The sequence below is a fragment of the Paraburkholderia sp. BL6669N2 genome (assembly GCF_003387275.1).
Classification (GTDB): Bacteria; Pseudomonadota; Gammaproteobacteria; order Burkholderiales; family Burkholderiaceae; genus Paraburkholderia.
Genome location: NZ_QUNA01000001.1, coordinates 4,339,081 through 4,361,648, shown reverse-complemented (window position 1 = coordinate 4,361,648; position 22,568 = coordinate 4,339,081). Strand labels below are relative to the sequence as shown.

Below are 22,568 nucleotides of genomic sequence, written 5' to 3'. Positions count from 1 at the left end.
TGAGAGACCTTTATCCGAGCCGCAACGACGTTTGAATAATTCCTCACGTCGTGCTCCGCGGCTCCTGAATCATCTTCCACCCATTACCGGCGGGGTCGCGAAACCCAGCGTCGACGCTGCCATAGCGGTCCACCGGTTCCTGGGTGAATTCCACGCCACTTTCCTTTAGCCGGGCATAGCTCGCGCGGCAATCGGACACCAGAAGGACGAGTGGCGGCATGGCGCCCTTGGCGACCATCGCGCGCAGGATCTGCGCGGTGGCATCGTCGTGAATGGGCGGCCCGGGTCTGAACAGCCCGAGCTGGAACGAAGGCTGGTCCGGATGCTGGACTGTCAGCCACCGGTAGGCGCCGTTCACCACGTCCGTATGCACGCGGAATCCGAGTTTGCCGACGTAGAATTCCAGCGCTTCGTCCTGATCGTCGACGTACAAGCCCACCACACTGATACCCTGGTTCATGACACCTCCTTGGTTGGTGGCCGCAATGTACCTTTGGCGGCACGGCGGCGCTTCTCCAAAACTGCGATGGTGAGATCGGGACGTTGAGCGGCCTTCAGAACGCAAGCGGGTACGCGGTCGATCTGCTGCATGGCGGCCTGCGCCTCCCGGCGCATGGCGCTCGGGCTCCGACCGTTAATGTCGCGAAAAATGCGGCCAAAGGTGCCGAGGCTCTCCCAGCCGGTGGCGAAGGCAATTTCCGTAATGCTGAGCGCAGTGTCGCGCAGCAGGGTATTGGCTTGCTCGATGCGCCGCGTCAGCAGGTAGCGATGCGGCGGGATACCGAAGGCCTGCTTGAACGAGCGTGCGAAATGGGCCTCGGAGACACCACTGACCGCAGCCAATCGTTCGACGGGCCAGGCCTCGTGCGAGGCAGCGTCCATTCGGTCTTTGGCGCGCAGCAGGCGACGCAACAGTGCCGGCGCCTGCAACGTGTCGATACCGGACGGCGCCGGAGACAAGGTGTGTGGTTGAATAGGTTCGGCCATGAGCGTCATTCTGTCGCCATCTTTCGTTGCGAGCGCGGTGCACGGTCGATTCTAGCGCGCCGGACTCCCAGCAGCCGGCTTTCGGCGCGTGCGGCGGCAGTCGGCCTTTGCCAGGACACGCCTTTGCGCAGCTTCGGTCGTCATCGCGTTCCGCGCGGTACCGACCGACCCCAAAATTACACACCACTGCATTACTATGGATAGCTGAATGACAACGCGAGAACAGTCCATGAACGCATCGGCTATCTCTGCCCTGGCTGCCCTTGTCGGTGCCGCGATCGGCGGCTTGACTTCGGTTCTTGCCTCCTGGCTGACCCAACGCACCCAGGTTCGCGCGGAGTGGCTAGCGCATGATCTCGCGTGGCGGCAGGAACTGTACAAAGCGTTCATTGAGCAAGCGACGAATTGCTATGTGCACGCGCTGCAACACAACGAGCCCGATCTCGCTGGCCTGGGCAACCTCTACGCGGAGATCAGCCGCATGCGCCTCCGCTCGTCCCTCGAAGTCGCGGACGAAGCCGACGTGATCGGACGCAAGATCGTGGACACCTATCTCGCGCCAGACAAGTCTTTCATCGAGATTCGCGAGATGCTCGCGGATGGCTCGATCGACATTCTCGGCAAGTTCGGCGACGTGTGCCGCGCGGAATTCGCATCGCTGCGATCACAACAACTCTGAGCGGCATAGCCGCGCCGTTCAGCGCGGCTTCAGTTCAACAGGCGGATCGGCGAGATAACCGCCGCCGAGCGCCTTCGTCAAAGCAATCTCCTGACTGAGCACTTGACCGTTGAGCGTAAGCAGGGCGACCTGTTCCGCGATCACCGGCTGGCGCGCTTCGAGCGCCGCGAGCCGGCTCGTGAGTCCGCGTTGATAATAGGCCTCAACACTGTCCCTCGTGAATGTAACCGATTCGATCCGCTGCTTCTGCAAAGCCTTCTGCGCATCGAGAGACTGCAGACGGCTGCCCGTCTGTGCGACATCGCGTACGGCGTTGAGAACGGCCTGGTTGTACTGCTCGATCAACAGGTTGCTCCCCTCGCGCGCGCCGCTCAGGTTCGCATTGAGCCTGCCGCCGTCGAAGATCGGCAGATAGAGGCCCGGAATCAGGTTGATCTGCTGGCTCGCATGCGTGAAGAGGTCCGCGAGATGCAACGCGTTGAAGCCGAAGAACGCCTTGATGTCGAAGCTCGGATAGAACGCTGCCTTCGCCGCGTCGATTCGGTCGAACGATGACTCTACATACCATCGCATCGCCTGCAGGTCGGGCCGCCGGGCGAGCAGTTCGTACGACAATGTCGCCGGCAAGGCCGCCTGCGAACGTGGCAGTGCGACGGGCTCGATCGTCGGCAGCCCAGCGGGTCCGGCGCCGACCAGTGCCCGCATCGATTCGCGAAGTTGCTTGATCTGCCCTTGTGCCGACACGATCTGTTGTTCGATGGCCAACTGCTGCGCTCGTGCTTCTTCGAGCAGGGTGCGGGCTTCGAGGCCGCGCGCCGCGCGCGCTTCGTGTGCTTGCACTGCGAACGCCGCTACCTCATGCGATTCGCTCAGCAGATCGATCAGCTGATAAGTCGTTTGAATACCGTAGTAAAGCTGCGCGACATCCGCGGATATTTCGAGTTCGACAGCGGATGTCTCGGCGAGCCGCGCGTTGCTCACACCCAGCGACGCGGCGACCTCCGCGCGTTGCTTGCCCCAGATGTCGATATCCAGGCTTGCACCCAATCCGACGACGCCCTCGGTGTACCACGGCCCGGTCAGCCCCGCAGCCGGTTCGTTCTTCGCGAACGGGCCGAGAAAACCGTTCGCGGAAATATGCTCGCGATCCAGCGACGCCAGCGCGGCCACCTGAAGGTTGGATCCTGCTTTGGTCAGTTCCACGTCCGACTTCGCCTGCGCGACGCGCGTGCGCGCGATCACCATCGTCGGCGCATCGGCGAGCGCCTGATCGATCAGCGCGTCGAGTTGCGCGTCGTGATAGCGCGTCCACCAGCGCGCGGCGGGCCAGCCGTCGCGTGCGAGATGGATGTCGTCCGCGAGATTGATCTGCTCGGGCGCGATCTCCGAACGGGGCGTGCCGTTGTGATGAATCAGCGCGCAACCCGACACCACGGACGATAGCCACGCGAGGCATAACACGCGGCGATGCCATCGCCGATCGCACAAAACCGGTCGCGCCTTCATGCTCGTACCGCCGCCGATGCGCGCGCCGCGACCGATGCCTCGACGCGCCAGTCCGGCAAGCCCGCGATCTGCCGCAACAGTTCGTCCGCTGCGGTGATGAGCGACTGATCGGCAGGCTGAGCCGGTTCGCCCGCTTGCGCAGCGGTCTCGATACGGCGCGGCGCGCGCGCATCGGGTGGGTTGGCCGCTAGCTCATCCGCGTACCGGTTGAGTTCGGTGCCGGCCTGTTGCTGGGCTGCGCGCACTGCGTCCGTGGTGTGTGCGCTCGACAAGCCCGCTTGAGCCACCAACGTGTTGCGCAACGCGTCGGCCGCCAGCATGATCTCGCGCCCCTGCGCGAGGACCGTTTGCGCGCGCAGTGTCAGTTGCGACTGCTCGCTTTCCTGCCAGCCGGGTTCGAGCGCGACGCGCGAAAGCGTCGTCTCGCAATCGGTCAGCACCGCCCACGCCTGCAACTGCCGCTGAGCATGAGGCAACTCATCCACTTGCTCCTCGCCGACCTGCGACGGGCGCACCTGTGCAGCGATCGCGCGCAACAGGGTGGCGAGCTTCTGCCGCAACACGTCGCCCTCGCCCTCGCGCCAGAACGACATCTGCACAAAAGTCGCCACACCGACGCCCAGCAGAATGCCAACCTGCCGGTCGCGTATTTCAGTGAGATTGACGGTTGGGCCAAACTGTTCGAACAAGGCGAGTGAGAAGGTGAAGATCAGCTGTACGCCCGCGTAGCCGATCCGTTCCGAACCCGCCGAGATCCATGCTCCGAACGCGACGACGGGCAGCGTCATCAGCAGCAGACCGACAATGTCGTCGAGATGAGGAACGACGAACACGACCATGAACAGCGCCAGCGCGCTTCCGATGGCAGCACCGGCCACCCGCAGCAACGCGCGCTGCGCCGATGCGCCGAGGCTCGGCAGCGCGACGATCACGCAGGTCAGCATGATCGTGTGGATGCCCTGCCAGTCCACGGCGTTGTAGAACACGTAGCAGACCAGAACGGCGAGCAAGGTCTTCAGCGAAAAGCGCATGTAGGCGGGATTGGTCCATGCGTCCGGCGCAATCATCGGCTCGCTCGCGGGCGGCTTGCCGGATGCCGGGTCGCGCGCAGCCAGGTCGGCGAATGCGCGCAGCGCCCGCTGCGATTCGGCAGCAGCAGGAATCGTGTCGGCGGCGTTGCGCTCTTCAGGTGTCGCCGTGCTCAAGTAGCGATATGGCTCGCCGGTCATGACCGCCTGGTCGAGCGCGTGGCAGTTCGCACGCAACTCGCGCAACATCGCCAGTTGCGCGGCTGACGCGCGCGGCCAACTCGGCGGAAGCTCACTCGCTCCGCGATAAAGCCGCGACACGGTCGCAATGCATGCAAGCTGCGACACCTGATGTTCGCGATAGTGCGCATCACGCATTGTCGTAAACCGCAGCAACTTCTGCAGCGTGAGCGCGCCTTGCTGAACGGCCGCCAGCGTGATCGGCGCGGCGCTCGTGCTGCCGTCGATCAGTTGCGCCAGGCGCGCGTCCAGTGCTGCCAGTTGCCGATGGATTTCCGCCTTGAGCTGCAATTGCGGCTCGACGGGCAGCAAAAGCGTGTTGACCACGAGCGTCAGCGCGATCGGATAGTTGACGGCGACCCATACCCATAACACCGCGCGGATCAGCAGGTCGGCCTGATCGGTCCGGTCGACGAAGCTCTGCACGTAAATCACAATGATGGCGACGATGAAGAACACGATGCCAATCTTGAGCACCCGCAGCAGGTACACGCTGCCCAGGAATAGCAGGCTCGCGATGACGATGCGCAGCAACGGATAGTCGAATGTAAATTTCAGCAGCAGGATCGACAGGCCGATGGCGAGCGTCGATCCGACCACGAACATCACGCCGACCAACCGCGTGACCACCACGTTCGACTGCGTGACATAGAACACCACCAGCAGCGACAGCGCGAGCTCCGGCACCTCGAGCGTATTCGACACGACGATCACAATGGCGCTCGTCAGCATGCAACGCAGCATCACGTTCAGACGCCCGGGGAAAGGCGCAAGCTCGCGCCTCAGGAAAGCGCCTGCGTCGCGCAGCGAAACGGGCAGGTAGTCGGCGGCGGTCATGGGCTCCTCAATGGCGCTCGCCGTCGTTGCCGCGCCCGGGTTCCAGCACGGCCACCGCCGACGTACCGACGCGGAACAGCTCCGGGTTCGGTTTGTCGATGAGGATCTTCACCGGGAAGCGCTGCGATACATGCACCCAATTGAGCGTGCGTTGAATGCGTGGCAATCCGCCCGGCAATGCAAGGCCGGCTTCATCGGGCGCGATGCCGTAGCTGATCGAATCGACGGTGCCCTGGAAACGCTGGCCCGTATCGCTCATCAGGTACACAGTGGCTGGCGTGCCCGGCCTGACGCCCTTGAGTTCGGTTTCGCGAAAGTTCGCGACTACGTACCAGTGGCGCGTGTCGATCAAGGTGAAGACCGGTTTGAGCGCCGTGGCAAACTGCCCGGTCGATGTCTTCAAAGACACGATGCGTCCATCGAACGGTGCGCGCACCGTTGCATACTCGAGGTTCAGTTCGGCAGTCGCGATCTCCGCCATGACGACGGCACGTTGCGCGACCAGCGCATCGACTCCGCTCACGGCCGCAACGGCCTGCTGCGCCTGCAGTTGCGCGGCGCTGAGTTCGGCCTGCGTGGCGCGTTGCGCGGTGCGCGCACGGTCGACATCTTCCGCCGACACATAACCGTGCGACAGCAGCGGCTCCATGCGGTGCAGCGTATCGGACGCCTGGCTCGCGGCGGCTCGCGCGCGCTCGACCGCCGCACGCACCGACTGCGCGTTGTACTGCTGCGCATTGACCGTACGTTGGGTCAACTCGATCTGGCGATCGAGCGCGACGAGCGACGCGTTGCCCCGCGCGAGCGCATCCTGATACGGACGCGGGTCGATACGAAACAACAGATCGCCCTGCTTCACCGCCTGGTTGTCCCGTACGGCCAGTTCGACGATGCGGCCGTTGACCTCCGGCACGACGTCGATCGTGTCCGCGTAGACATAAGCGTCGTCGGTGCGAGGCGTGCGGTCCCACTGCCGGATCACATAGACGAGCAGCAACAGCGTCACCACGACGATCACGATGGCCGGCCATTTTCTTTTCGATGTCTTGCTGGCTGGAGTCGCCATTCATCCACCCGACAAAGATTCAATGTTGGAAGAAGATCAACCAGACAACGAGCGCCAGCAAAGCGACAAGCGTGGGATACACGACGGCGGAAGGTCCCATCAGATGGTCGGCCTGCAGGCGCTTGAGAATCAGATAGATGACGACCGTGAGCACGACGCCCGCGACAATGCAGAACAGCCAGTCGGGAAAGTACGCGCCAAGCACGCCGATGGACGGTGAATTTGTACACCCTGTGATCGGAATCGCGGCAATCGCGGCCGCGCCGATCGCACGCTTTGAATATCTGCCTCTGGCTGGTGGCATGTGTCGTTTCAAAGTCGACTCTGTGGTTGAAATCAATGTCTCACCTTGCAGATACGCCGATGCCTCTCGCCCCGGATTCGGGTGTTGGGCAGCAAGGGAAACGGCTTCGGGCGCACCAAGTCGACACAATAACGCCGAAAAAGGCATCCCGCATTACATGAATATGACATGTTCGCGATCGTTCCGCTTCCTGGTCGAACCCGGATGCACTCCACATTCATGTGGCAGCGGCCGGCGAATCCGCCGACTATCATCCAACGAGAGGCGAGCGTTGGCGCGCGAATCCGGCACGTCACATGGAGTTGCGCCCGGCATCTTTTTTGTCTAATGAGAAGCGAGGAACCACATCATGCATGCCCCCTTTGACGACGACAGAACACGGCAGTCCACGATGGCGCTCGTCTCGAGCGAAGTTGAAATGCAACTGCCTGTCGTGTCCGGACACATCGATCCGATGCGCGGCGAAGGCAAGTTTTCGAAATGCGCAATCCGGGTGCTGGAGCGCAGTGGACAGACCTCGGCAACCATTGCGTGGAGCGACGCGACCTCCTGCTGCTACGGCGAACAGTTGCGGCGGCGTTGCATCGCGAGGAAATCCGGCGTTTGTGCGCTGAGGGGCCAGTCGACTGCAAGAGGCAATGCCGTGTATCGACCGAGGCGCGCGCGACCTGCGCCACGAAATGCCGAAGCGATGATTCTGGCTAGCGTCATGGAAGCGACTCCTGTGGAGAAGGCTGTCTGACGGTTCAGATCCGGTGCTTCATCAACAACAGATAGCGTCATACGCGGCGTGGACATTTCATATTTATGTCAGGCGAAACATGTCCGGGTCTTCTGCCTTTACAAAAAGGCGTCGAGCGCCAACAGCCTGGCCGCCCTGTTTCCAGATTCATGTAATAGCCGTGCTGCGCCGCGCTCATGCTGGACGTGTCTCTTCGGTCTCCTGCGAAAGCATCGCACCTGTAGCAACTCATTCATCTGCGGAGGTGTGAAATGGCTATCATAGTGCCGACTACGTGGTTGGTGCGCGAATCAACGCGATTGGAAAGGAAGTCGTGTGTCGATTTGTAGAACCGTATTCCATATCTGCGAGAAGCCAACGGGTTCGCAAGAGAGGTCCGAGCCTGTCGATTATCATCAATCACGGCAACGGCTCGAACCGGAGGTACGAGCATTTCTTTCCTCTGGATCATGGTGTTCACAAAAATTTGACGTTGGCCCAAGGCATTGAACGTAGTTGTGGCGGGCTTTCGCGTTGCAGTCTGCTTGCCTGCCTGACCGGAGCAGCAAACGATCCACCCGCATTTTTCTCATGACGTGGCCGCGATGCACGATGTATCGGTGATCGATACTATAATCATCGGAATCGTCGTCCCGGAACCGAACCAAACCGCGTCGTGCATTACGTGGCTATGTAATGTCACCACCACGTATGAAGTTGTAGGCTCATCGTTTCGCTTTATCGGCCCTTGACCGGAAGTTATTCCAGCGGCGCGCCCTTTCCAAGCGCGCCAGCATCGTAGGACCTAAGACGGAATCGGTCATTCTAGACACACCATGCTCCACGTCTTGATCGCTGCTCTCATAATATTAGGATAACTATTTATACTTGAACTTTGCTTGCGGGGGAATACTGGACGCTTGTCCAGCTGTTGAAATATTTCACGCCTAATTGTGAGGCGAAGGTTAATCATTCGAAAGCAATTTTCGTATGAATACAAGCGCTATGCATACTTACGTATGGACCGCAGGCGCGCGGCATGGCCGTTTGGGCGGCGTCACGGCTGACTTTTTCGGGCTTGTTGGCATGGTTGACGGCTTACATAAGAAATAATTTGAATTTGATTCACATTCTTATCGTATCGTTCCATCTCATGCGAGTACGGTCCGTGGATCGGTCGGGTCGTTTTGGAGTGTGTGGCAAACAACAGACGCGCGGAGCGAACGTGGCAATAATGGAGATGCACTGCTTTTGTACGGCGCCGGCATGCAGCCGAGCCGGCCGCCGGATGCCGCGTCTCGCTCTGCCAGGCCGGAGGCCTGGCTTTCCGGGCTTCCGGATTGATGGCCCGGTTGAAAACGCGTTTCACTTCAAGGACGATGCCTGTGAACATGTTCCGTTCCACTACCGGACCTTTCGGCGCAGGCGAGGACCACAGGCAACTGTCCTTGCGCGAGTTGCTTGTTCTCATGCGCGACCATGTAGGGGAGCTGGCGGTGGTGACCGGTATTGCGGTCGTGCTCGCCATCGGCTGGCTGTTCATTGCCACGCCGCTTTATTCGGCCGACGTGCTGATGCGCATCGATCCACCGGAGCCAAATGCGCTGGGTATCGCGCTTCAGAATCAGGACGCAGTCGCGCCCGCAATACCCTCCACCGCTGCAGAAATCACGGTGATGCACAGCCGCTCGGTCCTGCAACCCGTGATCGAGCACTATGGGTTCGGCGTCACGGTCACGCCGCGCGCCATTCCGCTGCTGGGTGCGATTGCCGAAAAATTTGCACGACCCGGCAAGCTTTCGCCTCCGTGGCTGGGACTTGACACGTTCGCATGGGGCGGAGAGCAACTCAGGATCGGCTCGATCACGGTGCCGCAGAATCTTGAAGAAGAGACGCTGCAACTCATCGCGCTCGACGGTGGCCGCTACGAACTGCGGGGCCCGTCGGGAGAACACCTTTTGAGTGGTACGGTGGGCAAACCTGTATCGTCGGATGGCATTTCGATGACCGTGGACAGGCTGCTTGCACGCCCGGGAACCCGATTCGAGGTCATCCGCTGGAATTCGCTCGAAGCGATCGCCCGCTTCGCACGTGAAGTCAGAATCGCCGAAAAGGGCAAGGACACGGGCATCATAACCATTTCATACCTGAACGCGAGCCCGGCACTCGCCGCCGAGGTGGCGAACGCACTGGCGCGCCAGTATATTGCAGCGGCGGTCGCGGCCCGCCAGCGCGACGACACGCAGACGCTCCAGTTCATCAACGGGGAATTGCCGCGCCTGCGCACCGAGCTTGCGCGCACCGAAGAAGCGCTCAATGCCTTTCGCAAGTCATCACAGTCGCTTCAGCCGACTTCCGAAGCCCAGACCTATCTGCAGGGCGGCATCGAGTTGCAGCGGCAGATAGCCACGGTTCAGCTACAGCGGACGCAACTGTTGCAGCGTTTTCAGCCCGATAGCGTGTGGGTGCGCAACACGGACATGCAACTGGCCCAGCTGAACGCGGCCAAGGCCACATTCGATGCCCGCTTCAGCAACATGTCGACATCCGAGCGCAGCAATGTGGATCTCGCGCGCGATGCGCGCGTCTCGGAGGCAATCTATCTGGCGATGGTCAACAAGGCCGAGCAGTTGACGGTGCGCCGAGCGAGCACGACCGCCGGCGTGAATATCGTCGATAGCGCGTTCAGGCCGCATCAGCCAGTGAAGCCGGATCGCCTGCTGGTGATATCGGCGGGCGTGGGAATCGGATTGTTTGCTGGCGCGTTCCTTGTGTTCATTCGCCGCCATGTGATGACGGGCGTGACGGATCCACGCTATGTTGAACACACCATGAGAGTGCCCGTGATCGGCGAAGTGCTCTTCAGCGCGCAACAGGCGCGGCTCGACCGGGAGATCTCGGCGGTGGCCCGACGCACAGGGAGCTTGCCGGGCAGCGGGGCGACAAAGTTGTCATCCGGGCAGTCACCGGACCAGGCAGCTGGTCTCATGCGACCGGCACAGGACGCGCCGCGTGTGCTGGCCGCGAGGTTTCCCAAAGATGTCACCGTCGAAGCGCTGCGCGATGTGCGAACCACGCTGAATCTCGGCCTCACGCATGTGCCGGGCAACGTCGTGATGTGCACGGGACCGACGCCGGCTGCCGGCAAGAGCTTCGTGGCAGCGAACCTCGCCGTTCTTCAGGCGGAAATCGGCTCGCGCGTGCTGCTGATCGATGCCGACATGCGGCGCGGCCGTCTTGCGTACTTCTTCGGCCAGCTCAATCGAGGTGGCCTGTCTGACGTCCTTATCGGCGACACGGAGCCGTCCGATGTGATTCGCAGTGTGGGTGTGCCCGGCCTGTCGTTTCTGTCTTGCGGCTCGTATCCGGATAATCCCGCCGAGTTGTTGATGAAGCGCCGCTTCAAGGACATGCTTACCCGTCTCGGTGAGGAGTACGACCTCGTGATCATCGACACCCCGCCGCTTCTCTCGGTGACGGACGCTTCCATCGTAGCCAGTGAGGCTGGGGCAACGGTTCTCGTGCTGCGCTCCGGGCAGCAGACGGAGTATGAAATCAGCGAAACGCTCAAGAAGCTGGAGCGCGCCGAGGCACGCCTGTTCGGTGCGATCTTCAACGCCATGCCGGTGCGCGCCGGCAATCGCGCCTACCACTATGCGATGGGCTACAAAACGCTGGAGCTCGTCGAGGAGGCCGGCGAAGCGCACACGGCCTGACCCCTCGTCGGAAGGGCAAGCACGACGCGCGTTGCCGTGTCGATTCGGACTGGTGCGCGCCTTGATGCTCGGTGCGCGGACCGAAAGCTCTTGCATCTCTCGTCCATATAAGCTCAAGCGGTCATCACCTTCCCTCTTCGTTGTTCACTCAAGGGACGCCCAATGGCAAATGAACGACGCCCCGCGAAGGATCGCCGCCGGACATTATTGGCGCTCGCGGCACTCATTGGCACGACCATTCCGGGGATCTTCGCTGAGGCCGCGCCGGTACCGATCCACGTGCCCTGTAACCGGCGGCTCTCGCAACTGATCGGCTCGAATGGATGGCCGCTGTCCGCGGATGAAGTGCGCATGTGGCAGAACATGGGCCTTACGTGGGGACGGGATTCCGTCGGACCAGGCTTCGTGACGCCAACCAGCAGTAGCGCGCAAATCGACAAGACCTGCCCAAGCTTTGATATTGATTTGCGCCCCGTCATTCTGCGCAACAACCATAGCCGCATCAATTCGCTGCTGATGCTCGGCTATACGCCGCCGTGGAACGCCTCTGTCGCGGGCGATGACAAGTCGGCCCCAAAAGATGTCCGTTATTGGGAGCGCTATGTGGAGGAAGTCGTTCGCACCTACTCGGCGCCTCCTTTCAACCTCAAGTATTTTCAGGTCTGGAATGAGGCGTCAGGCGCGCTTTCGGGCGGTGCCCCACAAGGCACGTTCTGGCATGGCCCGAACTACGACGACGACCCGCGCAAGGCGAAGCAGTACGATAACGCGATGCGCGATTACGTCGACCGCATCCATATTCCTGCCGCGCGGATCATACGCAAGTATCAAGCGCATGTGGTGTATGGTGGATGGCCCGATCAGGGCGGACTGGACACTTACTGCAAATGGCTCGAATACAGGAGTGCGGTACACAACTCGCAAATGCTTGATTGGGTCGACTATCTCGACATTCACTACCTTGGGATCGATGACGTAGAAATGCTGTACCAGCGCTATGTTAGCAAAGGTCGGGCGCGCGGAATATGGCAAACGGAGATCGGCGACCGCTATATGGCGGACCCGCACTTTCTGCCAACTTACCTTTTCGAACTCGCGGTATGGGCGCTCGACAGAAACTGGGACGACCCAGACAAGTACGTAGCGATGGTTTTTCATTGGGACGGGTATGAGTCGTTTCGGCTCACACATCGCGGAACGCCACGGACGTACAACGCATCAGGCAGATCGCTGATCGCACTGCATAAGACGGTCGCAGGCGCGCTTGCACCGTTTGCGCGCGCGCTCAAGTTCGACCCTGAGTCGCGCGGCAAGGCGCTTTATTCCGGGCGGAGCATCGTGTTGCAAGTCAGTGCGCGTCCGGGGTGGCGCGCAGTGGACATCGGCGGCTTGGCGGCGCCGGCCTCGGGGCGGTTCGGCCTTGCATTCATCGACGCGATAAGCGGCGCAAAGGACTCCGGGACTAACGTCGCGGCCACGTGGGAGGCGGACACTTTATCGATACGCTTTCAGGTTCCTCGTTCGACCAATGGCCCAACCGATGAAGCACCACGCCATCTTGCGTACATCAAGGTGACTCCGCTCGCGTGATGCATGCGACGTTGCGATCGACACGGTGCACCCGACTGTTCGCCAAGTCATGACGCCGGCTTTTGACCATGCATTTCGGCCTTCGGTAGCGTCGTGGCCCTCGTGGGTAAAACTGAGCTCGATGCCCGGCATTGGGCCGGTGCCGCAATCGCCGATCATCCAACTTCGTCATGCATTCGTGCATGGAAACCGGTTTCTACGGGCGGACCAGCACAGGCCGGTTGCGCTACGCCTTGTCTAGGCGCCTCACAGGACTGGGCTCTGGTACGACCGAGCGGCTCGTGCGCGCAGGAGCCAGATTGTGAACGCGCGAAGCAAGCAGCAGGGAGCCGACCAACGTCATAATGAGCACGTTCGACGGCGTCGTCAGCCGATGCTCCGAATACGACATGGCGAGCAGACACATCGACGATAGTTCGATGAACACGAAGGCGATATAGTTCCGGCCGCCCTCCTTCGACGCGTTAGCGGAGCCGCTTGCGGCCCAGCCAATGAGTTGCCAGTAGAAGCGCAGCAGGAAGGCGAGTCCGACGATGCCAAGCTCGGCGAGGATGTTGAGGTAAGAGTTGTGCGCATGAGAATCCGTGTGAAACACTTCAACGCCGAGCGGCTGAGCAAAGACGGAGAAGTAATCGACCACGTTGGAAATCTGGTCGTCGAACGAGCCGAATCCAAGACCGAATATCGGACTATGACGGAAATAGGTGATCGCGCGCGGCCAGAGCCATTCGTATCGGATGTCGAGATTGGCGGTCTTCGCATCGGGATTATTGATGGTGAACGTGTACCCCATGTAGTCCGTTGACGAATTCAGGTTGTGCAAGCCGACGGCGAAAGAAGCCGCTATCAGTCCGGCGACCGTGACCACAAGTATCCAGCGCTTCCTCCCAAGAAGAAGGTACGGAAGCATGGCCGCAACGCCCAGCATGGAACCGCGGCTATAGGTAGAAAACAGAAAGGCGCCGTTAATCACGAGTAGCGCGAGGATCAGACGGCTACGTTGGTACATATAGCATGCAATCCCGAGACAGAACAGCATGGCAAAAAAACCGCCAGCCGCATTGCGCGCGATGAAATAGCCGCCGAACGTGTCGACCGGATTGGTCAGAAGAGAAAGTAGGCCGTACTGCGAAAGATAGATGGCGTAGGCTGGCAGGTTGGCTAGTATGGCGAACACGAAAAACCACTTCAGCACCTTGTTCAGGTCCCATCGATGAACGTACACGCACCCTGCCAACAGCGGTGCATACGAGACGAAGAAGTTGCCGTCGCGCCTGTAGAACTCAAAGTCGATCAGCGACGCGGGGTCATACATCAACGTGGACAACAGCGCGTACGCCGTGAACACCACTAGCGAAGTGATGAACGGGGGATAGGTCCTGCCGTAGAAGCGCCACGCGCAGAGCAGGATCGGCACGAAGCCGATCGCACTGACCGGTACGAAGTTGGTCAACGTGAGAAACAACGCAACTAGCGATAAATAGGCCAAAGCATCGACTCGTGTTGTAAGGTCTTGTCCGTTCCGGATAGGCCAGTCCACAATGGTGTTTGGCATCCAGATGAAAGCGTCAGTACTGTCCGATGGCACGACTCGCACGGGCTTCCGACGAGGGGTCAGGCCGTGTGCGCTTCGCCGGCCTCCTCGACGAGCTCCAGCGTTTTGTAGCCCATCGCATAGTGGTAGGCGCGATTGCCGGCGCGCACCGGCATGGCGTTGAAGATCGCACCGAACAGGCGTGCCTCGGCGCGCTCCAGCTTCTTGAGCGTTTCGCTGATTTCATACTCCGTCTGCTGCCCGGAGCGCAGCACGAGAACCGTTGCCCCAGCCTCACTGGCTACGATGGAAGCGTCCGTCACCGAGAGAAGCGGCGGGGTGTCGATGATCACGAGGTCGTACTCCTCACCGAGACGGGTAAGCATGTCCTTGAAGCGGCGCTTCATCAACAACTCGGCGGGATTATCCGGATACGAGCCGCAAGACAGAAACGACAGGCCGGGCACACCCACACTGCGAATCACATCGGACGGCTCCGTGTCGCCGATAAGGACGTCAGACAGGCCACCTCGATTGAGCTGGCCGAAGAAGTACGCAAGACGGCCGCGCCGCATGTCGGCATCGATCAGCAGCACGCGCGAGCCGATTTCCGCCTGAAGAACGGCGAGGTTCGCTGCCACGAAGCTCTTGCCGGCAGCCGGCGTCGGTCCCGTGCACATCACGACGTTGCCCGGCACATGCGTGAGGCCGAGATTCAGCGTGGTTCGCACATCGCGCAGCGCTTCGACGGTGACATCTTTGGGAAACCTCGCGGCCAGCACACGCGGCGCGTCCTGTGCCGGTCGCATGAGACCAGCTGCCTGGTCCGGTGACTGCCCGGATGACAACTTTGTCGCCCCGCTGCCCGGCAAGCTCCCTGTGCGTCGGGCCACCGCCGAGATCTCCCGGTCGAGCCGCGCCTGTTGCGCGCTGAAGAGCACTTCGCCGATCACGGGCACTCTCATGGTGTGTTCAACATAGCGTGGATCCGTCACGCCCGTCATCACATGGCGGCGAATGAACACAAGGAACGCGCCAGCAAACAATCCGATTCCCACGCCCGCCGATATCACCAGCAGGCGATCCGGCTTCACTGGCTGATGCGGCCTGAACGCGCTATCGACGATATTCACGCCGGCGGTCGTGCTCGCTCGGCGCACCGTCAACTGCTCGGCCTTGTTGACCATCGCCAGATAGATTGCCTCCGAGACGCGCGCATCGCGCGCGAGATCCACATTGCTGCGCTCGGATGTCGACATGTTGCTGAAGCGGGCATCGAATGTGGCCTTGGCCGCGTTCAGCTGGGCCAGTTGCATGTCCGTGTTGCGCACCCACACGCTATCGGGCTGAAAACGCTGCAACAGTTGCGTCCGCTGTAGCTGAACCGTGGCTATCTGCCGCTGCAACTCGATGCCGCCCTGCAGATAGGTCTGGGCTTCGGAAGTCGGCTGAAGCGACTGTGATGACTTGCGAAAGGCATTGAGCGCTTCTTCGGTGCGCGCAAGCTCGGTGCGCAGGCGCGGCAATTCCCCGTTGATGAACTGGAGCGTCTGCGTGTCGTCGCGCTGGCGGGCCGCGACCGCCGCTGCAATATACTGGCGCGCCAGTGCGTTCGCCACCTCGGCGGCGAGTGCCGGGCTCGCGTTCAGGTATGAAATGGTTATGATGCCCGTGTCCTTGCCCTTTTCGGCGATTCTGACTTCACGTGCGAAGCGGGCGATCGCTTCGAGCGAATTCCAGCGGATGACCTCGAATCGGGTTCCCGGGCGTGCAAGCAGCCTGTCCACGGTCATCGAAATGCCATCCGACGATACAGGTTTGCCCACCGTACCACTCAAAAGGTGTTCTCCCGACGGGCCCCGCAGTTCGTAGCGGCCACCGTCGAGCGCGATGAGTTGCAGCGTCTCTTCTTCAAGATTCTGCGGCACCGTGATCGAGCCGATCCTGAGTTGCTCTCCGCCCCATGCGAACGTGTCAAGTCCCAGCCACGGAGGCGAAAGCTTGCCGGGTCGTGCAAATTTTTCGGCAATCGCACCCAGCAGCGGAATGGCGCGCGGCGTGACCGTGACGCCGAACCCATAGTGCTCGATCACGGGTTGCAGGACCGAGCGGCTGTGCATCACCGTGATTTCTGCAGCGGTGGAGGGTATTGCGGGCGCGACTGCGTCCTGATTCTGAAGCGCGATACCCAGCGCATTTGGCTCCGGTGGATCGATGCGCATCAGCACGTCGGCCGAATAAAGCGGCGTGGCAATGAACAGCCAGCCGATGGCGAGCACGACCGCAATACCGGTCACCACCGCCAGCTCCCCTACATGGTCGCGCATGAGAACAAGCAACTCGCGCAAGGACAGTTGCCTGTGGTCCTCGCCTGCGCCGAAAGGTCCGGTAGTGGAACGGAACATGTTCACAGGCATCGTCCTTGAAGTGAAACGCGTTTTCAACCGGGCCATCAATCCGGAAGCCCGGAAAGCCAGGCCTCCGGCCTGGCAGAGCGAGACGCGGCATCCGGCGGCCGGCTCGGCTGCATGCCGGCGCCGTACAAAAGCAGTGCATCTCCATTATTGCCACGTTCGCTCCGCGCGTCTGTTGTTTGCCACACACTCCAAAACGACCCGACCGATCCACGGCTGTCGTGCCTGGCCGATCCACGTTCAGGATTGCCGTCGCTACGAATTTCGTCTTGGGAATACGCGTTGCGCAGTGGCGCCTCGACGCGCCGAAGCTTTCCAAACCAATTTTCATAATTGATGCTGGCGCGCCGCCCAGCCGCAGCCCGAGTCTAAATGGCTCAAAAAAAGACCCGGGACCTGTCAGTTATCCAACGAACCACAATTGGCGGCTCACCTCGCTTCTGAACGATGAGCGACTGCGATCGCATCGAGCCCTGCCAGCACGAATCGCACAAAATCCTCTGCAAGCGCATCCTTGTCCTTTGCGGCAGCAGGCAATAGCGCAGACTGCATCTGCTTGGGCGCGATCATCATGGCGATGCAGGGCAACACCGTAAACATCACAGCCCGCTGAACCACGGGCGTGGTCGGGTCCAGCCCCAGCACTTCGCCGATCACCTTGAGCAGGAATGCGGCTTTGGGACGCACCGCTTTTTCGATGAGCGCCGGGATCGCTTTCGATGGCGACAGCACTTCGCGCAACATCAGCATGAAGCCCCAAGGCGTGCCCGCGCTCGTTGAAAGACCGACGAAACGGCAAAGGATGGCACGCAACTGATCCCTGGGGTCGTCGAGGCTCGCGGCAAGCGCCGCTAACTCGTCAAGACCCACGACTTGCCGATGCGCCTCGACGAGCGCCGCTTCGTAGAGCGCCTCCCTGCTGCCAAAGTGATAGTTCACCGACGCCATCGGTGTGCCCGCGCGCTGGCAAATTTCCTTGCTGGTGGCATCCGCGAAACCGCGTTCGGCGAACACCTGGCCCGCAGTCGCGAGCAGGTGCTGACGGGTCGCCGCGCCGTCGGGGCGTGAGACCCGCTTAGGCTGCGTCGCGGCTGTTTTTCTCGGACTGGTCGGCATGGTCGAAGGCTTACATTCCTAAAAATACTTTGAATTTGAATTCAAATTCGCATAGTATCCATTCTACTTCATCTGCGTCCGGTCCGCGAACGGACGCGCCGGCATGGAAGGCCGAGTCACCAAGGCAGCCGGATCGCCCTCGCGGGGACCGCAGATCGAACTCATCGCGCGCTTCCTGTCGTGCTGACTCGATCCGCCTGGTGTGCCGAATCGCGGCTCCATAGGATTTTAATTATGTATTACTCACTAAATAAACGCCTCTCAATGGAAGTTCCATCCAACTCCAGGCGAGCGCAACGATTTGCCGGGACCGTACTTTCAGTGCTGCTTCTCGCCCTGCTATCAGCCTGTTCACGGCACGAAACGGCAACTTATCAGGGCTATGTCGAAGGTGAGTTCGTCTATCTCGGCTCAACACAGGCCGGCAAGCTTACGGCGCTATCCGTCTCTCGTGGACAAACAGTCAAGGCGAATGACTCGCTATTTTCCCTTGAGTCTGACGACGAAGCCCACGCACTCGTCCAGGCGCAGCAGCAACTCGCGGCGGCCCGCGCCCAGCTCGCCGACATCCGGACCGGCAAGCGCGTGCCCGAGGTCGACATCAATCGCGCGCAACTGGCCGAGGCCGTCGCCAACGCCCGCAAAGCCGCGCTGCAACTGACGCGCGACGAGGCCCAATACCGCGCAGGTGGCATCGCAAAAGGTCAACTCGACGACTCGCGCGCTAATGCCGACTCGACCGCCGCGCAGGTTCGGGAACTCACCCATCAGGTCGACGTGGCCCGCCTGCCGGCCCGCTCACAACAGATCGTCGGACAGGAGGCACAAGTAGCCGCCGCCGATGCCGCCGTCGCGCAGGCCCAATGGAAACTCGATCAGAAACGCGTCGCCGCCCCATCGGAAGGCCTTGTCTATGACACGCTCTATCGCCAGGGCGAATGGGTGGCCGCCGGCAGTCCGGTCGTCCAGATGCTGCCGCCGCAGAACATCAAGGTGCGATTCTTCGTTCCGGAAACGATCGTCGGGCAACTGGCGCTGAATCGCGGCGTAACGCTCCATTGCGACGGCTGTGCGGCTGACGTGCCCGCGAAGATCACTTATGTGTCGAGTCAGGCCGAATACACGCCGCCCGTCATCTATAGCAACGAGAGCCGCGCCAAGCTCGTGTTCATGGTCGAAGCCCACCCATCGGTTGCGGACGCAACGAAGCTTCATCCGGGCCAACCTGTCTCAGCGGTGCTGCAATGAACGACGACGCCCACCAGTACGTGATCGACGTGCATGACCTGAACAAGCGCTTCGGTAACAAGCACGTTGTCAACAACGTCTCGTTGCAGGTCGGCCGTGGTGAAATCTTCGGTTTTCTTGGGCCGAACGGCAGCGGCAAGACGACCTCCATCCGCCTCATGTGCGGATTGCTCACACCGGATTCGGGCAGCGGCACCTGCCTCGGCTACGACATCGTGCGTGAGAGCGAACAGATCAAACGCAATGTCGGGTACATGACCCAGCGCTTTTCCTACTGGGAAGACCTGACCATCCGCGAGAATCTCGACTTTGTCGCGCGTATCTACCAGATGCGCAACCGGCGAGAAGCAGTGGATCGCTCGCTGGAATCGCTCGGCCTGCAGACACGCGCGAATCAGTTGACCGGTTCGCTATCGGGCGGCTGGAAGCAGCGGCTCGCGCTGGCCGCCTGTATGTTGCACGAGCCAAAAGTGCTGCTGCTCGATGAGCCCACCGCCGGCGTGGATCCCACCGCACGGCGCGACTTCTGGGAAGAATTGCATCGCCTCGCCGCCACCGGCATATCCGTGCTCGTCAGCACCCACTACATGGACGAAGCGGAACGCTGTCACAAGCTCGCTTATATCGCTTACGGGAAGATGCTCGCGCGCGGCACCGCGAGTGAGGTGATTGAATCGCAAGGTCTGTCGACGTGGTCCATTCACGGCGAACACCTGAGCAAACTATCCGAGCAGTTCCGTACCACGCCCGGCGTGGACCAGACCGTCGTGTTCGGTTCCGCGCTGCACGTCAGCGGGCGCGATCACGAGGCGCTCGAAACCGCGGTGCGGCACGCGGTTGCCGGAACCTCGCTGAGCATCGAACCGATCGGCACGGGACTCGAGGACGTATTCATCTATCTGATGAGCCATTCGAAGGACAACTTCGGAGCGCCGTCATGAGCAATCGCACCGTCTTCTCTCTGACACGCTGGTGGAGCATCGTCCTCAAGGAGTTTCTTCAGCTAAGGCGTGACCGCGTCACGTTCGGCATGATTGTCGGACTGCCGATCGTCCAGCTTGCACTGTTCGGCTTCGCGATCAATACGGACCCGAAGCACCTGCCGACAGCCGTTATCCTCCACGACCAGAGCGAGTTTTCCCGCAGCTTCGTTGCGGCGATGACGAACTCGGCCTATTTCGATATCGTCGGAATCTTGCCTGACGAAGAGGCCGGGCGCCGCGCGCTCGCCCAGGGCAAGGTGCAATTCGTGCTGAATGTGCCGGTGGATTTCTCGCGCAAACTGCTGCGTGGCGAGCATCCGTCGCTGCTGGTCGAAGCCGATGCGACCGATCCGACCGCAACGAATACCGCCGTCGGCGCGCTGCCGAAACTCGTCCGACCGGTCGCGGATAAAGATCTCACGGGTCCGCTCACGCATCTGAACGGCACGCAAAACGCCTTCGACGTGCAGGTTCACAACCTCTACAACCCCGAAGGCGTGACGCAATACAACGTGGTGCCCGGGTTGATGGGCGTGATCCTCACCATGACGCTCGTCATGATGACCGGCCTCGCCGTGACTCGCGAACGCGAGCGCGGCACGATGGAAAACCTGCTCGCCACTCCCGTTCTGCCAATCGAAGTGATGACCGGCAAGATCGTGCCCTATGTCGTCATCGGGCTCATTCAGGCGTCGATCATTCTTGCCGCGACACGCTACGTTTTCCACGTCCCATTTGTCGGCAGCGCATTGGCCATCTATCTCTCAGCGCTGCTTTTCATTGCGGCGAATCTGACGGTGGGCATCACGCTTTCTTCGCTCGCACAGAACCAATTGCAGGCGATGCAGCTTACTGTCTTCTACTTTCTGCCCAACATCCTGCTCTCGGGCTTCATGTTCCCTTTCGCGGGCATGCCGGCGTGGGCGCGGTTTATCGGCAACCTCCTGCCGCTGACCTATTTCAACCGGCTGATTCGCGGCATCCTGCTCAAGGGCAATGGTTGGGCCGACCTGTGGCCCTCTGTGTGGCCAATGGCGCTGTTTACCGCGATCGTCATGGCTATTGCATTGCGCTTCTACCGGCGCACGCTCGACTAGGAAAACACGATCATGAAGCCACTTGCTTTCCTCTGTTCACTCGTGCTGTGCGGCTGCGCAGTGGGACCCGACTTTCGCGCGCCCGCGGCACCGGACACGCAAACCTACACGCACAAGGCCGAGCCGGCACGCACAGTATCGACCGACGGCACCGAGGGTTCCGCCCAAACCTTCACGACGGCGGATGCGCCACTGCCGCTATGGTGGCGCCAATTTCATTCGGCCGAACTAGACCGTCTCGTCGATCAGGCGCTGAGTCGAAGCCCCTCTCTGGCGCAAGCTCGCGCAAAGCTGATCGAGGCGCGCGAAAACTACAATGCGCAGTCGGGTGCCACACGATTTCCGAGCGTCGACGCGAAGATTTCCGGAACGCGTCAACAGGTCGATCTCGCGGCGTTCGGCATTCCGCATGTCGAGAACCCGGGGCCGTTTTCGCTATTCAATGCGTCGGTGACGGTGGCGTATACATTCGACGTTTTCGGCGGCAATCGCCGGGCGCTCGAAGCCACGTTGGCGCAGGTCGACTACGAGGCATTCCAACTGGAGGCAGCGCGCTTGTCCATTGCGGGCAATGTCGTATCGACGGCGGTGCAGCGCGCTTCATTGCAGCGGCAGGTCTTGCTGACACAACGCCTCGCCGACGCGCAGGCGCAGCAACTCGGCATCATGGAAGCACGCCTCGCCGCCGGTGGCGTGTCTCAACTCGACGTAAATAGCCAGCGCACGCTGCTTGCGCAAACGCGCGCGTCGCTGCCGCCGCTCGCCACACAGCTCGCGCAGGCGGATCACCAGTTGGCGATCCTGGTGGGCGACGTGCCGTCCAAAGCGGAGTTCGATCGGCTCACGTTGGACTCGCTTCATCTGCCGAAGGAGATACCGGTCACGCTGCCTTCGTCACTCGCGCGGCAACGCCCCGACATTCGCGCCTCTGAGGCGCTGCTGCACCAGGCCAGCGCGAACGTCGGTGTCGCGACAGCGAACCTGTACCCGCAGTTTTCGCTGTCGGCGGGTATCGGCTCTGAACGTACGAGTGTCCAGGACATTGTGAATGGCCTGAATATCTGGAATATCGGCCTGAATCTGACCCAGCCCATTTTTCGTGGTGGCGAGCTGCATGCGAAGAAGCGCGCTGCCCAGGCGGCCTATGACGCTGCGTTCGCGAGCTATCAGCAAACGGTGCTTCAGGCCTTGCAACAGGTTGCAGAGGCGCTGACGGCGTTGCGTAACGACGCGCTCGAACTGCATGCTCGCGACGACGCCGCCCGGCAGGCGCAAGCCAACCTCGACATTGCGCGTGCGCAGTATTCGGCGGGTGGTGTCAGCCAGTTCAGCCTGCTCGACACGCAACGTCAGGCGTTACAGACCGCTCTCGATCAGACGCGCGCGCAGGCGACCCGGTTAAGCGATACGGCCGCGCTATTTCAATCGCTGGGCAGCAACGAATCCGACTTGACCTTAGGAAGCGCGCGGTAACGGCGGAAGAACCCGCGGACCAGGCCGGA

At 61.2% G+C, this 22,568-nt stretch carries 19 protein-coding genes; 9 read left to right on the top strand and 10 right to left on the bottom strand.

All coding sequences use genetic code 11. The annotated features are described in order from the left end of the window. Positions 1 to 43: 43 nt before the first annotated feature. Both B0G80_RS19765 and B0G80_RS19760 read right to left on the bottom strand, forming a co-directional pair. Entirely contained in the window at positions 44 to 460 is a 417-nt protein-coding gene (locus tag B0G80_RS19765) for a VOC family protein (RefSeq protein WP_116119093.1), read from the bottom strand. Continuing rightward, positions 457 to 987 carry a helix-turn-helix domain-containing protein gene (locus tag B0G80_RS19760; RefSeq protein ID WP_116119778.1) on the bottom strand — a complete coding sequence of 177 codons (531 nt, stop codon included), beginning with the start codon at positions 985 to 987 and terminating at the stop codon, positions 457 to 459. Before B0G80_RS19760 ends, B0G80_RS19765 begins: the two co-directional genes overlap by 4 nt. Positions 988 to 1,195: 208 nt before the next feature. On the opposite strand from B0G80_RS19760, the gene B0G80_RS19755 reads away from it, so the two are divergent. Next, on the top strand, positions 1,196 to 1,666 hold the full coding sequence (locus tag B0G80_RS19755; RefSeq protein WP_258878915.1) for a hypothetical protein: 471 nt from the start codon (positions 1,196 to 1,198) through the stop codon (positions 1,664 to 1,666). An 18-nt stretch (positions 1,667 to 1,684) separates the two neighbouring features. Here B0G80_RS19755 and B0G80_RS19750 read toward each other — a convergent pair whose 3' ends face one another. The 4 genes from B0G80_RS19750 to B0G80_RS19735 are packed head-to-tail and all read right to left on the bottom strand — an operon-like array spanning position 1,685 to position 6,647. Further along, positions 1,685 to 3,172 (bottom strand): MdtP family multidrug efflux transporter outer membrane subunit, encoded by a 1,488-nt coding sequence (locus tag B0G80_RS19750; RefSeq protein WP_116119091.1) that lies wholly within the window; start codon positions 3,170 to 3,172, stop codon positions 1,685 to 1,687. After that, the gene (locus tag B0G80_RS19745; RefSeq protein ID WP_116119090.1) at positions 3,169 to 5,277 is read right to left on the bottom strand and encodes an FUSC family protein; all 2,109 of its coding nucleotides are present in this window, start codon (positions 5,275 to 5,277) and stop codon (positions 3,169 to 3,171) included. Before B0G80_RS19745 ends, B0G80_RS19750 begins: the two co-directional genes overlap by 4 nt. A gap of 7 nt (positions 5,278 to 5,284) precedes the next feature. Then, the gene (mdtN, locus tag B0G80_RS19740; RefSeq protein ID WP_116119089.1) at positions 5,285 to 6,343 is read right to left on the bottom strand and encodes a multidrug transporter subunit MdtN; all 1,059 of its coding nucleotides are present in this window, start codon (positions 6,341 to 6,343) and stop codon (positions 5,285 to 5,287) included. Between the two features lie 19 nt (positions 6,344 to 6,362). Continuing rightward, positions 6,363 to 6,647 (bottom strand): YtcA family lipoprotein, encoded by a 285-nt coding sequence (locus tag B0G80_RS19735; RefSeq protein WP_116119088.1) that lies wholly within the window; start codon positions 6,645 to 6,647, stop codon positions 6,363 to 6,365. A gap of 349 nt (positions 6,648 to 6,996) precedes the next feature. Here B0G80_RS19735 and B0G80_RS19730 point away from each other — a divergent pair, with 349 nt between their 5' ends. After that, on the top strand, positions 6,997 to 7,389 hold the full coding sequence (locus tag B0G80_RS19730) for a DUF3331 domain-containing protein (protein ID WP_116119087.1): 393 nt from the start codon (positions 6,997 to 6,999) through the stop codon (positions 7,387 to 7,389). Between the two features lie 1,036 nt (positions 7,390 to 8,425). On the opposite strand, the gene B0G80_RS45310 is transcribed toward B0G80_RS19730, so the two are convergent. Then, complete coding sequence (locus B0G80_RS45310) at positions 8,426 to 8,761, bottom strand: hypothetical protein (protein ID WP_147309879.1); 336 nt, start codon at positions 8,759 to 8,761, stop codon at positions 8,426 to 8,428. Between B0G80_RS45310 and B0G80_RS19725 the strand changes: the two genes are divergently transcribed. After that, positions 8,760 to 11,084, top strand: a complete 2,325-nt coding sequence (locus B0G80_RS19725; protein WP_116119776.1) for a polysaccharide biosynthesis tyrosine autokinase — start codon at positions 8,760 to 8,762, stop codon at positions 11,082 to 11,084. The genes B0G80_RS45310 and B0G80_RS19725 overlap by 2 nt on opposite strands. Before the next feature lie 162 nt (positions 11,085 to 11,246). After that, positions 11,247 to 12,674 carry a hypothetical protein gene (locus tag B0G80_RS19720; RefSeq protein ID WP_116119086.1) on the top strand — a complete coding sequence of 476 codons (1,428 nt, stop codon included), beginning with the start codon at positions 11,247 to 11,249 and terminating at the stop codon, positions 12,672 to 12,674. Positions 12,675 to 12,900: 226 nt separating this feature from the next. On the opposite strand, the gene B0G80_RS19715 is transcribed toward B0G80_RS19720, so the two are convergent. After that, complete coding sequence (locus B0G80_RS19715; protein ID WP_116119085.1) at positions 12,901 to 14,163, bottom strand: O-antigen ligase; 1,263 nt, start codon at positions 14,161 to 14,163, stop codon at positions 12,901 to 12,903. Between the two features lie 125 nt (positions 14,164 to 14,288). Further along, complete coding sequence (locus B0G80_RS19710; protein ID WP_116119776.1) at positions 14,289 to 16,613, bottom strand: polysaccharide biosynthesis tyrosine autokinase; 2,325 nt, start codon at positions 16,611 to 16,613, stop codon at positions 14,289 to 14,291. On the opposite strand from B0G80_RS19710, the gene B0G80_RS45305 reads away from it, so the two are divergent. Continuing rightward, positions 16,612 to 16,959 (top strand): hypothetical protein, encoded by a 348-nt coding sequence (locus B0G80_RS45305; protein WP_147309878.1) that lies wholly within the window; start codon positions 16,612 to 16,614, stop codon positions 16,957 to 16,959. The genes B0G80_RS19710 and B0G80_RS45305 overlap by 2 nt on opposite strands. Positions 16,960 to 17,051: 92 nt before the next feature. Here B0G80_RS45305 and B0G80_RS19705 read toward each other — a convergent pair whose 3' ends face one another. After that, complete coding sequence (locus B0G80_RS19705; protein WP_116119084.1) at positions 17,052 to 17,738, bottom strand: TetR/AcrR family transcriptional regulator; 687 nt, start codon at positions 17,736 to 17,738, stop codon at positions 17,052 to 17,054. Between the two features lie 264 nt (positions 17,739 to 18,002). On the opposite strand from B0G80_RS19705, the gene B0G80_RS19700 reads away from it, so the two are divergent. Genes B0G80_RS19700 through B0G80_RS19685 form a run of 4 tightly spaced genes read left to right on the top strand, consistent with a single transcriptional unit; the run spans position 18,003 to position 22,539 of the window. Then, the gene (locus tag B0G80_RS19700; RefSeq protein WP_116119083.1) at positions 18,003 to 18,986 is read left to right on the top strand and encodes an HlyD family secretion protein; all 984 of its coding nucleotides are present in this window, start codon (positions 18,003 to 18,005) and stop codon (positions 18,984 to 18,986) included. Then, positions 18,983 to 19,927, top strand: a complete 945-nt coding sequence (locus B0G80_RS19695) for an ABC transporter ATP-binding protein (protein WP_116119082.1) — start codon at positions 18,983 to 18,985, stop codon at positions 19,925 to 19,927. The genes B0G80_RS19700 and B0G80_RS19695 overlap by 4 nt, the downstream gene beginning before the upstream one ends. Next, entirely contained in the window at positions 19,924 to 21,066 is a 1,143-nt protein-coding gene (locus tag B0G80_RS19690; protein ID WP_116119081.1) for an ABC transporter permease, read from the top strand. The genes B0G80_RS19695 and B0G80_RS19690 overlap by 4 nt, the downstream gene beginning before the upstream one ends. A 12-nt stretch (positions 21,067 to 21,078) precedes the next feature. Next, entirely contained in the window at positions 21,079 to 22,539 is a 1,461-nt protein-coding gene (locus B0G80_RS19685; RefSeq protein ID WP_116119080.1) for an efflux transporter outer membrane subunit, read from the top strand. Positions 22,540 to 22,568 lie beyond the last annotated feature (29 nt).